10 protein-coding genes are annotated in these 11,521 nt (G+C 61.1%); 7 read left to right on the forward strand and 3 right to left on the reverse strand.

Annotated features, from left to right (window positions below; genetic code table 11):
* Nucleotides 1-25 precede the first annotated feature (25 nt).
* A complete protein-coding gene (locus EKD05_RS05340; RefSeq protein ID WP_165360599.1) occupies nt 26-1,327 on the reverse strand; it encodes an IS4 family transposase in 1,302 nt (433 codons plus the stop codon).
* 129 nt (nt 1,328-1,456) lie between these two features.
* On the reverse strand, nt 1,457-2,467 hold the full coding sequence (locus EKD05_RS05345; protein ID WP_129671410.1) for a glycosyltransferase family 2 protein: 1,011 nt from the start codon (nt 2,465-2,467) through the stop codon (nt 1,457-1,459).
* Nucleotides 2,468-2,784: 317 nt separating this feature from the next.
* On the opposite strand from EKD05_RS05345, the gene EKD05_RS05350 reads away from it, so the two are divergent.
* The 7 genes from EKD05_RS05350 (at nt 2,785) to EKD05_RS05380 (ending at nt 10,423) form a co-directional block, all read left to right on the forward strand.
* Nucleotides 2,785-4,044 (forward strand): FAD-dependent oxidoreductase, encoded by a 1,260-nt coding sequence (locus tag EKD05_RS05350; RefSeq protein WP_129671411.1) that lies wholly within the window; start codon nt 2,785-2,787, stop codon nt 4,042-4,044.
* A 73-nt stretch (nt 4,045-4,117) separates the two neighbouring features.
* Nucleotides 4,118-4,972 carry a 2-succinyl-6-hydroxy-2,4-cyclohexadiene-1-carboxylate synthase gene (gene menH, locus EKD05_RS05355; protein WP_129671412.1) on the forward strand — a complete coding sequence of 285 codons (855 nt, stop codon included), beginning with the start codon at nt 4,118-4,120 and terminating at the stop codon, nt 4,970-4,972.
* A 31-nt stretch (nt 4,973-5,003) separates the two neighbouring features.
* Nucleotides 5,004-5,831 (forward strand): 1,4-dihydroxy-2-naphthoyl-CoA synthase, encoded by an 828-nt coding sequence (gene menB, locus EKD05_RS05360; protein WP_129671413.1) that lies wholly within the window; start codon nt 5,004-5,006, stop codon nt 5,829-5,831.
* Between the two features lie 210 nt (nt 5,832-6,041).
* Nucleotides 6,042-6,821: a Uma2 family endonuclease gene (locus EKD05_RS05365; RefSeq protein WP_165360600.1), complete on the forward strand. Its 780-nt coding sequence runs from the start codon at nt 6,042-6,044 to the stop codon at nt 6,819-6,821.
* Between the two features lie 11 nt (nt 6,822-6,832).
* The gene (locus EKD05_RS05370) at nt 6,833-7,735 is read left to right on the forward strand and encodes a 1,4-dihydroxy-2-naphthoate polyprenyltransferase (protein WP_129671415.1); all 903 of its coding nucleotides are present in this window, start codon (nt 6,833-6,835) and stop codon (nt 7,733-7,735) included.
* Nucleotides 7,736-7,746: 11 nt separating this feature from the next.
* Complete coding sequence (locus tag EKD05_RS05375) at nt 7,747-9,207, forward strand: o-succinylbenzoate--CoA ligase (RefSeq protein WP_129671416.1); 1,461 nt, start codon at nt 7,747-7,749, stop codon at nt 9,205-9,207.
* Nucleotides 9,208-9,472: 265 nt separating this feature from the next.
* Entirely contained in the window at nt 9,473-10,423 is a 951-nt protein-coding gene (locus EKD05_RS05380; protein ID WP_129671417.1) for a methylenetetrahydrofolate reductase, read from the forward strand.
* A 119-nt stretch (nt 10,424-10,542) separates the two neighbouring features.
* Here EKD05_RS05380 and lipA read toward each other — a convergent pair whose 3' ends face one another.
* Nucleotides 10,543-11,454 (reverse strand): lipoyl synthase, encoded by a 912-nt coding sequence (gene lipA, locus EKD05_RS05385; protein WP_129671418.1) that lies wholly within the window; start codon nt 11,452-11,454, stop codon nt 10,543-10,545.
* Nucleotides 11,455-11,521 lie beyond the last annotated feature (67 nt).

Below are 11,521 nucleotides of genomic sequence, written 5' to 3' on the forward strand. Positions count from 1 at the left end.
ACGGCGGTGCCGTGCCCCATACGCATTAACTTACGGCCCACTCCAAGAGATTCGGGTTGAGCAGTAATTGGTAGGCATTCGGTTCTTTCGTGCGGGGCGTCTGCCCTTCCACCTTGGATATCTCCTCCATGAGCAGGCGCACGACCTTGCGCAACGTGCGGGGATGATGCATGGCCTGTGCCAGAAGCTTCGCAAACTCGCGTACTTTCTTGGCCACTTTCGGCAGACTCCGATCCGGTTTCTGCCAACATCCCGTGAGGAGCAGCCAGTGTTGCATGATCATCCCGATAAACTTTGCATAGATCTCGGTCAACACCCGCGCGTCGCGTTGACCGCGCGACTCATCCACCTTGCCATGGCTCTTCCACAATTTAAACAACAACTCAATTTGCCAGCGTAAACGCATCAACACCAATGCTTCGGTCAAGGTCACCATATCGGTCGGCATGTTCGTGACGAAGACCGTCCACCCACACCACGCCTCCTGCTCAGCGCTTGCCGTCCGTCCTTTCTTGCGCATCTCGCGATGCAACCGCCGCAGCCGTTGTGCGGCCGTTTGTTCCGGGACACGCACGACCAGCAAGCGACAGGCGATCCGTTGCGCCACGCCGATCTGTACGGCAATATCCAACGTTGTGTGCGCATCCGAGGCTTCCTGACGCAGCATCGTCAGCAGATCCACCCGCACACCGTCACAAAAGATCGCCGTATTCGGCTTCAAGCGATTGATCCAGAATCGCTTCTCCCGGGTATCCAGCGCCAGTTCATCGAGCTGGAAGTAACTCAGATCACGCAAGGAGAGCGACCCGGGCCCGGGACGACGCCGAAAGGCCACCGCACGATCCGAGGCTCGTCCGTCCTGAACCAGCGGCCCTTCCAGCATTCCCGTGCGCATTTCCAAGCGCACCTGGGCTTTCAGCGCCGCCTGCCCAGCGCCATTCCGTCCGCCACAGCCCCGGAACCGCTGCGCCAACGACGCAGGCAAACTGATCGTCGTACTATCCTGCAGCAACACCTCCGAAAAGCGAGCCAACAACGGAATCGCCACGGGGTCTGCAGCCACCAGGGTGCCCATGGCGTGCTGCAACACCCGTTCCATACAGGTCACCAACGCGTCCGTGAAGCGCTTGCAGAGCGCGGCTTTCGAGATCGTGATCCCCAGCACCTTCGCCATCGCCACCAAGTCGTCCAGCGTCGCATCGGGATTCGCCAACCAACCAAACACGAGCGTTTGCACCAAATGAGCCCCATGCATCACCCGTTCCCGTTGAATGACCCCGCACGCCCGGGCAACGGTTTTCGCGACCTCGTCCAACACCTCACGCATGGCTGTGGCAACATGTGGTATGCTCGTCATAAGAAACGCTCCTTTGGCATGGCTTCGGAGAAAGCATCATGATGCCACATGTGAGCGTTTCTTGCTTGCTTAAGTTAATGCGTATGCGGTGCCGTGCCCCTACGTCGTTGCGCTCAACCGCTCGATCTGCCGGGCGATCCGTAGGTCGCTGAGGGGCGAGGGGGCGGGGATCAGCCATGTTGCAAGATCGTTGATGGAGGCTGTGCGGTGCGCCTGGATCGCCTGGCGTTGCTGGCGTAGCATGGGTAGTTCGCGCATGGCTTCCAGGCGGCCTGCGATCATTGCGGGTTGGCGACGCACCAGGGCGTAGGCTGTCGCAAGCATGTCGTAGCATACGATCGCTGGCAGGCATTCCCGGAGCAGCGCTGTCGGGAGGCAGCGGATTAACACGCGGATGCGGTTGCGCCCAAGCAAGCGTTGTTTGAATGGGCTGCCTTGCCCCGATGTGGCTGAGTAGACGTGGCGCGCCCGTGCATCCGGGGCGAGCACGCACGTCCAGTTGCGTAGTTGCGCCCGCCAGGCGAGATCGACATCCTCGAGGTAGTTGAAGAAGCTGGTCTCGAATGGCCCGATGTCGTCGAGCATTGCTCGCCGTAGCAGCGCGAGACCACCGCTGGCCCCAAAGATGGGCTGTGTCTCGGTGGGTAAGGCGTTGATGGGCAGCCCCGGATGACGGTCGGTGGCGACACCGTCGCGCCGTACGGTGATCCCTGCCGATGCGATCCGTTCGGGGTGGCGGCTGAAGGTGAGGATACCGGCGGCGGCTCCGGCGTGCGGGTGTTCACTGAGGGCGTGCCACAACGCTGCAACGCAGCCTGGCTCGGCCAAGGCATCGTCGTTGATCAGCAGCAGCAACTCGCCCCGCGCTACGGCGAGTCCGGCGTTGGTGCCGCCAGCAAAGCCGAGGTTGGTGGGCAATGTGACTACCTGTACATCGGGTGCGTGCCGTTGCGCCCAGGCCCCCGCCTGATCGCGGGAAGCATTGTCAACGAGAATGATTTCATCATCAGGGCCAAGCTGCGCACGCAAGGCGCTGAGGCACGCCGGCAAATAGCGCAGGCCTTGCCAGGTTGGAATAACTGCGGAAAGGCGTGGACGTTGTTTTGTCATTAGCCGACACTCCTAGATGCAACCTAAGCCGGCCGGACTGCGCTATGTTAAACAGGTATAATACTATAGCAGTCCTAACAGGTTTGTGTCTACGGAGTGCCGGCTTATGGTCTTCCAGAAATTAATCCGGTATAGCCCGCGAAGGCGGGCTTCGCTTCCCCGAGCCGAGGGCTTCAGCCCCACGGCATCAGGCGCATAGCGGATCATTTACTGAAAGTCCATAAGCCGGCACTCCTGTTTACAATCCAAACAGAACTGCTATATAAACAAAGCAGCGATAGGGCATTGTGCGAAAAGATCATACGGAAAGGGCGTGCATGATGCAAGTTGTGATTATCGGGGGCGGCCCCGCAGGGATAGAGGCGGCGCGTACCGCTGCGCCGCATGCAACGGTGAAGGTCGTGACAGCCGGGGCGGTGGGCGAGTGGCGCCCGATGACGATGCGCGTCTGGTTGGCGGCGGCAGCGGCTGGCGAGCGCGATGTGGCAAAGATTGTTGCCCGTGCCAAGCAGGTCGCTACCGAGTGGCAGACCCGATGCGCCGATGAACTGGCGACCCTTGAAGTCGAGATCATCGCCGGACGTGGTCGCCTCGGTAAGCCCGGTGAGGTGCTGGTCGAGGCACCGGATGGTGGCCCGGCGCAGAGTCTCAACGCCGATGCGATCATTCTGGCGTCCGGGGCGCAGGTTGCGTTTCCCGAAGCGGTTGCGCCAGACGGCGAGCGTATGTTGACAAGTGGCGATCTTGGGGTGTTGCAGACGTGTCCTGAACGGGTGATGGTGCTTGGTGATGGGCGCGCCGGTTTTGAATTGTGCCATCTCTTTAGCCTGCTTGGCGCTGACGTCTCCTGGCTTATTCCTGAGGCGTCGCCTCGTACGCAGGTCGCACCTGAGGTTGATGGCTATCTGACGCGGATGCTTGAACGCCAAGGGGTGCGCGTGGTGCCGCATGCGACGGTGCAACGCCTTGCGCATAAGGGCGAGGATGTGACGGCGACCCTTGCTGATGGTACCCGGTATGGCGGCGAGATCGCTCTCCTCGCCTTCGAGCGTCGGCCTGACCCGATGGCGGTCGGGCTCTCGCTCGATCTGCTTGACACCGATATCTATGGGCAGACCAAGCTGCGCGGGGTCTATCTGGTCGGCGATATCTTGGCCCCCCAAGCGGCGAGCATTGCGATGGCGCAGGGGCGCGCAGCGGCGTTGCACGCGGTGCGTCGGTCGAGCGCGCCTGCCGATATTCGCGATATTGTGCTCACTTTTATGTATCAACCCCAGGTGGCGAAGGTTGGGCGGCTCACGACTGAAGGTGCGCACGGGAGTGTGACGATTGCGCTCAATGAGAGTATGGCCGCCCATGCCGATGGCGCAACCGAAGGCTTTTTGACCCTGGCCTGGGATCATGGGGGCTATGTTGCCGGTGCGCTGGCGGTGGCCCCTGCTGCTGCCGAGATCCTCGCTCCAATTGCGATGGCAATGCGTGCCGGGATGCAACTCCGCGATCTGGCGGCGATCTATGGCCCCCATCCGTCGGTCAGCGAACTCGCGGCAATGGCGGCCCGGCGGATTGAGTTGTAGGTGGGGCGTGCTGTTGCGGTACCCGTAAGGATTGGCCGATGACAGCCTGGTGGGTTACATTGGAGGTAGGGTGATGTCGTTTGGTGATGATCGTGGGGAAGCACATGCCGCCCCCCGCTATCCTCAGGAGCTCTATGTTGAACAGGTGGGCCACGGCCCGCCCTTGCTGATTTTGCACGGTTTCACGGGAAGTACCGCTGAATGGGATGAGGTGACGCCTCGGTTGACGCCCCACGCGACGCTGCTCAAGGTTGATCTGCTTGGTCATGGGCGCTCGCCAGCCCCCGCCGAGCTTGATGCATACCGGATGGAGCAGGCTGTGACTGATCTGCTCGCCCTCCTTGACCGCGAGCGGCTTGAGCGGGTCGCCCTGCTTGGCTACTCGATGGGCGGACGCGTCGCGCTGCACCTTGCGGCGGCGGCCCCCGAGCGGATCACCGCGCTGATCCTCGCAAGCGCCTCGCCGGGCCTCGCTGAAGCCCAGGAACGCGCTGCCCGCCGTGCAAGCGATGAGGCGCTCGCTGATCGCATTGAACAGCAAGGCCTGGCCTGGTTTGTTGATGAGTGGGCAAGCATACCCCTCTTTGCGAGCCAGGCCCGCTTGCCGTCCGCGACCAGGGAAGCCTTGCGAGCGCGTCGGATGCGCGGCACCGCCCATGGCTACGCCCAGAGTCTGCGGGGCATGGGCACGGGGCATCAGCGTAGCCTCTGGCAAGCATTGCCACGCCTGACAATGCCCACGTTGCTGATCACGGGGGCGCTCGACCAGAAGTTTGTTGCGATCAATACGCAGATGGCTGAACTCCTGCCGAATGCCGAGCATGTGCGTATCGCTGAGGCCGGTCATACGGTACATCTTGAGCAACCGCAAGCCTTTTGCGAAGTTGTGGTACGATTCTTAGACCAAGGACGCAACAAGAACCATTGAGGTACTTGAGTTTGTTGAATAAGGAGGAGCTATGCCCATTGAATGGGTACGGGTTGCTGAGTATACCGATATTATCTATGAGCACGATGCCGCCGGTGAGGGCATCGCTAAGATTACCATTAACCGCCCCGAAAAGCGCAATGCCTTTCGCCCCGAGACGGTGCAAGAGTTGCTTGACGCGTTTGGTCGGGCGCGTGACGACGAACGGGTTGGCGTCATTCTCTTTACTGGGGCCGGCGAGATGGCCTTTTGCTCGGGCGGCGATCAGACGGTGCGCGGCGACGGTGGTTATGTTGGCAAAGACACCGTGCCGCGGCTCAACGTGCTCGATCTGCAGCGGCTGATCCGCATCATCCCCAAACCCGTGGTTGCCATGGTTGCGGGATACGCGATTGGCGGCGGGCATGTGCTGCACATTGTGTGTGACCTGACGATTGCCGCCGAGAATGCTATTTTTGGACAAACGGGGCCGCGAGTCGGTAGTTTTGATGGTGGCTATGGCTCAAATCTGCTTGCCCGCATGGTGGGCGACAAAAAAGCCCGCGAAATCTGGTACCTCTGCCGCCAGTACAATGCGCAGCAGGCGCTCGAGATGGGCCTAGTCAACACGGTCGTTCCCCTCGAACGCCTGGAAGATGAAGCGGTGCAATGGGCGCGCGAGATGCTCGAAAAGAGCCCCATGGCGCTCCGTTTTCTCAAGGCAGCGATCAATGCGGCTGCCGACGGCCATGCCGGATTGCAACAGCTTGCCGGTGATGCAACGCTACTCTACTACCTGAGCGAAGAGGCAAAAGAAGGCAAGCAGGCCTATCTTGAAAAGCGACGCCCCAACTTCCGACGTTTCCGGCGCTTCCCGTAAGAGACGGGGTGTTTTGGCGCAAAGGCGCGAAGGCGCAAAGGTTCTATGGTGCTGCACTAAAACGCCCCTCCCCCCTCGTGGGGGAGGGGTTGGGGGGTGGGGGCAAGGGTGGCACCAGCCACAAACGCTACAATGGGACGCCCTGGCTCCCAAGAGCAGTATGAGCAGCTACCGGCAGGCCAGGTGACAGTGAGCGCTGAGGAGGTACCGATGGCAGAAGTGAAGGCCGATCTGGTCTACGCGGATGCGCCGCTCGATGATCCCGACGAGGCGTCGTTGCATTACTATGACCACCACCCGACACGGGAGGATCTGATGGGTGAGAGTGTGGCCCATTCGTGGTTGATCGCTTATGTGCAACAGGTGCTCGCGTGGTTGTATGCGGCCGAGCGCTGGTTTGTGGTGAATGATCTGAATATCTATCGCACCCGCTCGCGGTACGAGTATCCGGTCGCCCCTGATGTGGCGGTCTTTAAGGGCGTGGTGCTTGAGGGGCATAACCGGCACCGCTTCCGCAGTTGGCGGCTCTATCTCCCTGATCGTCCGCCGCCCCAGGTGGTCTTTGAGTTCTGTTCAGAGTCGACCTGGCGCGATGATCTGCAGCAGAAACCGCGCCAGTATGCGGCGCTGGGGGTGCGCGAGTACTTTGCCTATGACCCGAATGACCCGCCGTATACGCGCCGCCTGGGGGGGCGCCTGTATGGGTGGCGGATCGATCAGGGCAAGGCAGTGCCGCTAGCGCCTGATGCGACAGGACGGATCTGGAGTGAGGAGTTAGCGAGTTATCTCGTCGCTGATGGGGCATGGCTGCGTTTTTATGACCGTGACGGTGCTCTTCGTTTGACCCAGGCTGAGGCCGAGCGGGCAGCGAAAGAGGCCGAGCGGGCGGCGAAAGAGGCCGAGCGGGCGGCGAAAGAGGCCGAGCGGGCGGCGAAAGAGGCGGCCTGGGCGAAACTGCGTGAACTGGGGATTGACCCTTCCGAGTTATAAAAGAAGACGGTATGACGACTGATCTCTCGTCGGCTCCTCCGGGGCCGCTTAAAGTCTGGTTGATGGCGATCAGGGTGCCAACCCTGCCAGCGGCGGTGGTACCTGTGTTGGTCGGTTCGGCGACCGCGTTTGCGAGTGGCCTTTTTCAGCCGCTGGTCTTTGTTGCGGCGCTGCTGGCGTCGTTGTTGATCCAGATCGGCACCAATCTTGCGAATGACTATTTTGATTACAAGAAGGGGGCCGATACCGCCGAGCGGCTCGGGCCAACGCGGGTCACCCAGAGTGGCCTAGTGCCTGCGGCAACGGTGCGGACGGCGATGCTCGTCTGTTTTGGTTTGGCTGCGCTCTGTGGGGCCTATTTGATTCTGGTAGGCGGTTGGCCGATCCTGCTGATTGGCGTGTTCTCAATTGCCTCGGGCATCCTCTATACGGGTGGGCCATTTCCGCTGGGCTACAATGGCCTGGGCGATCTTTTTACGTTTGTCTTCTTTGGCCTGGTCGCGGTGATGGGCACCGCTTATGTGCATACCGGAACCTGGGGGGCGCTGGCTTTGCTGGCGAGTCTGCCGGTGGCGATGCTGGTCACGGCAATCATTGTGGTCAATAATCTGCGCGATGCGCCAACGGATCGCAAAGCAGGTAAGCGGACGCTGGCGGTCATTTTTGGTGAGCGCTTTGCGCGGATTGAGTATGCAGTCCTGGTGATCGGGGCCTATCTGGTGGTGCCCTTGTTGTGGATCGTGGGTGGAGCCTCGCCTTTTGTGTTGCTCGCCTGGTTGAGTCTGCCGCTGGCCGTGCCAATGCTGCGCCTGATGAGCCGTGGTCACGGACGTGAGTTGAACCTCGCCCTGCGTGGTACCGGTCGTCTGCATATGGTTTTTGGTCTTTTGCTTGCCGTCGGATTATTGTTGTAGCCGCAAAGAATATGCATCTTCCCGATTGGTTGGCGCGCCGTGCCGCGCTGCATCCCGAACGCCCGGCGTTGATCTGCGCAGGGCAAACGTGGTCATTTGCGGCTTTGCATCGTGACGCTGATCTGGTGGCGTTGCACCTGCGTGAGCTTGGTGTGCAACCCGGTGATCGGGTGGCGCTGCTGGCGCGGAATAGTCCTGGCTATGCGGCGATCCTGCACGCGGCTCCGCGCTGTGGCATGGTGCTTGTGCCCTTGAATACGCGCTTGCGTGAGCAGGAACTCGCCTGGCAACTTGCGGATTGTCAGCCTCGCTTGCTTATCGCTGATGAAGCCTACGCCGCGCAAGCGGCCTCACTGCCGGTGCGCTCGGTCGCCCTGGAGAACCTGGGCTTGGCTCGCTCTCCCACTCCTGTTTCTCCTGCTTCTCCAACAAGCTCTTCAGATCAACAGATTGATCTTGCGGCGCCGCATACGCTGATCTACACTTCGGGAACCACCGGACAACCCAAGGGGGCACTGCTGACGGCGGGCAATCATTGGTGGAGCGCGACGGCCTCGCTGCTCAATCTGGGCTTGCACGAGACGGATCGCTGGCTCGCGGTCTTGCCTCTCTTTCATGTGGGCGGCCTCGCGATCTTGCTGCGCGGTGCCATCTACGGGATGCCCGTGGTGCTGCACGAGCGGTTCGAGCCGACAGCGGTATTGCAGGCGCTGGTGGAAGAGCGCGTAACGCTTGTGTCGCTGGTCGCCGTGATGCTGCAACGGCTGCTTGACCACGATGAGGCCGGGGTTCTTCCTGCCTCTGTGCGTTGTGTTTTGCTGGGTGGAGGGCCCGCGCCGCGTCCGCTGCTTGAAGCGTGTGGGGCACGGGGGTTGCCGGTTGCGCAGACGTACGGTATGACCGAAACGGCGTCGCAGGTTGCGACGCTGGCGCCTGCCGATGCCTTGCGCAAACTTGGCTCGGCGGGGCAGCCGTTGTTGCCGATGGAACTGCGCGTCGAAGCGCCGACGGGTGAAGTGGGTGAGATCTGCGTGCGTGGGCCAATGGTGACCCCCGGTTACTACAACCGCCCCGACGCGACCGCCGAAGCGTTGCGCGACGGATGGTTGCATACCGGCGATCTTGGCTATCTCGATGACGAAGGCTATCTCTATGTCGTTGACCGACGCAGCGACCTGATCATCTCGGGGGGCGAAAATATCTATCCTGCTGAAGTCGAGGCAGCCTTGCTGGCGCATCCTGCGGTGGCCGAGGCGGGCGTTGTTGGTCTGCCCGATGCGACCTGGGGAGAGGTACCAGTCGCTTTTGTGGTGGCGCGTGAAGGAAGTGCGCCCGAGGTCGATACATTGCTTGCGCATTGCCGCACGCACCTAGCGAGCTACAAAGTCCCGCGCCAGATCACCATCGTCAACGAACTACCGCGCACCGCCGCAGGGAAACTACGGCGTAACCTGTTGCGTACCTCACGCTGATCGGCTCGTTGAGGCTCTATGGTACAATCGTGGGGGCTTACGGCCCCCACGATTGTTTTTTCGCTGGAACAAAAGCCAGCGTCGCTGGCTTTTGTTCCAGCGAAAGAAGTTGGGTTTGGGGGCTCTGCCCCCAGGAATCGTTCCCTGGCTGAGCAACAAGCTAGCGTAGCTAGCTTGTTGCTCAGCCAGGGTGCGTGGGTTTGAGGGCATAGCCCTCAGCACAACAACGGGTTACAGGGCGCTAGCCCTGAAGTAGAAAAAACTTATGCACGATCATACACCCTTCAACGACAAATTGATCCATTCGCGTCAGTTTGTAACCCTGTATGGTACGACGCCACCGCGTGCCGACAGTTCGCTTGAGCGCGTAGAGACGGCGGCGGCGAAGTTGGCCGGGCGCGTCGCGGGGCTCGACCTGGATGGCCTGGTTGTCTATGATGTCCAGGACGAACACGAGCGCACGAGTGAGCCGCGGCCCTTCCCGTTTCTGCCGACGCGTGATCCGCGTGACCATAGTCGGCGGCTGCGCGAGTTGACGGGCCTGCCAGCGGTGACGTATAAGTGCGTGGTCAATTTTACCGAAGCCGACTGGTTGGCTTGGCTCGATGAGACGGCGAGCAACTATGGCATCGAGCACCTCTCGCTGGTCGGCGCTTCGACGCCAACGCCCGATCCGCGTGCGTTGCCCGTTGACCGGGCGCTCGAATTGACCGCCAGGCATGACGAAGGCTTTGTGCTTGGGGGTGTCATGATCGCCGAGCGCCATAGTCCTGACTTTGACGAGAGTCGGCGGCTGATCGCCAAGGCCGAACGGGGCTGTCGTTATTTTATTTCGCAGGTTGTCTACGATCCCGCCCCGACGATCCGTTTGTTGCGCGATTACCGTGAGGCGTGCAGGCGGGCCGATGCCAACCCACAGCGACTGGTGCTCACCTTCTCGCCGTGCGGTCGCCCGCAGACACTCACCTTCATCAAATGGCTTGGCATCGCGATTCCGCCTGCGACCGAGCGTATGCTCTGCGAAGATCCGGCGCCTTTCCAGAAGTCCATCGCGATCTGTTGTGCTAACCTGCGCACCATTCTCGACCAGGCCTACCGCGAAGACCTGGCCCTGGGTATCAACATCGAAAGCGTCTCGATCCATCACGACGAGATCGAAGCCTCGATCGAACTGGTGCATGCGCTGCGAGCGGTGGCTGCTGAATACGGGCTATGAGGTTATGCCATTTGAGGTTGCAGATTTTGGATTGTAGACTGCCACGCATGGTGTTCCAATGCGATTTGGTAGCACTGGCTTCCAGCCGGTCAGGAAGCGCCACCGGCTGGAAGCCGGTGCTACAGACTTGCGCCGACATGCAGATGCGCGTGGTAACTCGAGCGCACCATCGGCCCGCTTTCGACATGGCGAAAACCGCGCCGTAGCCCCTCGGCCTTGAAGGTGGCAAACTCGTCGGGCGTGACATACCGATCAATCGGCCAGTAGCTGCTATCGGGGGCAAGGTATTGCCCAATGGTCATCACGTTCACATCAACCGACCGCAGCGCATCCATCACCTCCAGCACTTCAGCATTGGTCTCGCCCGCCCCGACCATCATCCCGCTTTTGGTGACCAGATCGGGAGCGAAGGCCCGTGCTCGCCCGAGCAATTCGAGGCTCTGCTGGAAACCTGCGCGAGGGCGGAAGCGGCGGAAGATGCGGGGCACAGTTTCGATATTGTGGTTGAGCACATCGGGCCGCGCCTCAAGCACCAGTTGCAGCGCGTCCCAGTTGCCATCAAAATCGGGGATCAGCACCTCGACCTTGCATTCCGGCACTCGTTCGCGGATCAATTCAATCGTACGGGCGAAGATATGCGCCCCACCATCAGGCGCATCGTCGCGGTTGACCGAAGTGAGCACCGCAAAACGCAGGCGCAGATGGTCCACCGACGCGGCGACGCGCTCGGGTTCAGCTTCATCAATCGGCTGGGGCTTGCCCTTGCCAATCGCGCAATAGCGGCATCCGCGGGTACACGTATCACCGAGCAATAAAAAAGTTGCCGTGCGATTGTTCCAGCACTCGCCCAGATTTGGACAGCGCGCCTCTTCACAGACCGTATTGAGGCCCTTCTCACGCATGAGGCGATGGACATCGCTATAATTCTCGCCGGAAGGCGCACGGGCCTTGAGCCACTCGGGGCGCCGGGGGCGCACCGGCGTTGCCGAGGCTGGCGTCTGCACCGGCGTCAATGGGATCAGTTCGGACATGCCATGTGCTTTCTAGCTTGATCCTGGTCTCTTTCTATTGTACCGCACTTTTCGCGCAACAGAGGTT

This window comes from Candidatus Chloroploca sp. Khr17, assembly GCF_004138165.1.
Classification (GTDB): Bacteria; Chloroflexota; Chloroflexia; order Chloroflexales; family Chloroflexaceae; genus Chloroploca.

What these genes read in the sequence shown, in the direction of transcription:
- menH (WP_129671412.1), top strand. Translation starts at nt 4,118, where the DNA reads ATGTCGTTTGGTGATGATCGTGGGGAAGCACATGCCGCCCCCCGCTAT.
- EKD05_RS05370 (WP_129671415.1), top strand. Translation starts at nt 6,833, where the DNA reads ATGACGACTGATCTCTCGTCGGCTCCTCCGGGGCCGCTTAAAGTCTGG.
- EKD05_RS05340 (WP_165360599.1), bottom strand. Translation starts at nt 1,327, where the DNA reads ATGCGTGAGGTGTTGGACGAGGTCGCGAAAACCGTTGCCCGGGCGTGC.
- EKD05_RS05365 (WP_165360600.1), top strand. Translation starts at nt 6,042, where the DNA reads ATGGCAGAAGTGAAGGCCGATCTGGTCTACGCGGATGCGCCGCTCGAT.
- EKD05_RS05350 (WP_129671411.1), top strand. Translation starts at nt 2,785, where the DNA reads ATGATGCAAGTTGTGATTATCGGGGGCGGCCCCGCAGGGATAGAGGCG.
- menB (WP_129671413.1), top strand. Translation starts at nt 5,004, where the DNA reads ATGCCCATTGAATGGGTACGGGTTGCTGAGTATACCGATATTATCTAT.
- EKD05_RS05345 (WP_129671410.1), bottom strand. Translation starts at nt 2,467, where the DNA reads ATGACAAAACAACGTCCACGCCTTTCCGCAGTTATTCCAACCTGGCAA.
- lipA (WP_129671418.1), bottom strand. Translation starts at nt 11,454, where the DNA reads ATGTCCGAACTGATCCCATTGACGCCGGTGCAGACGCCAGCCTCGGCA.
- EKD05_RS05375 (WP_129671416.1), top strand. Translation starts at nt 7,747, where the DNA reads ATGCATCTTCCCGATTGGTTGGCGCGCCGTGCCGCGCTGCATCCCGAA.
- EKD05_RS05380 (WP_129671417.1), top strand. Translation starts at nt 9,473, where the DNA reads ATGCACGATCATACACCCTTCAACGACAAATTGATCCATTCGCGTCAG.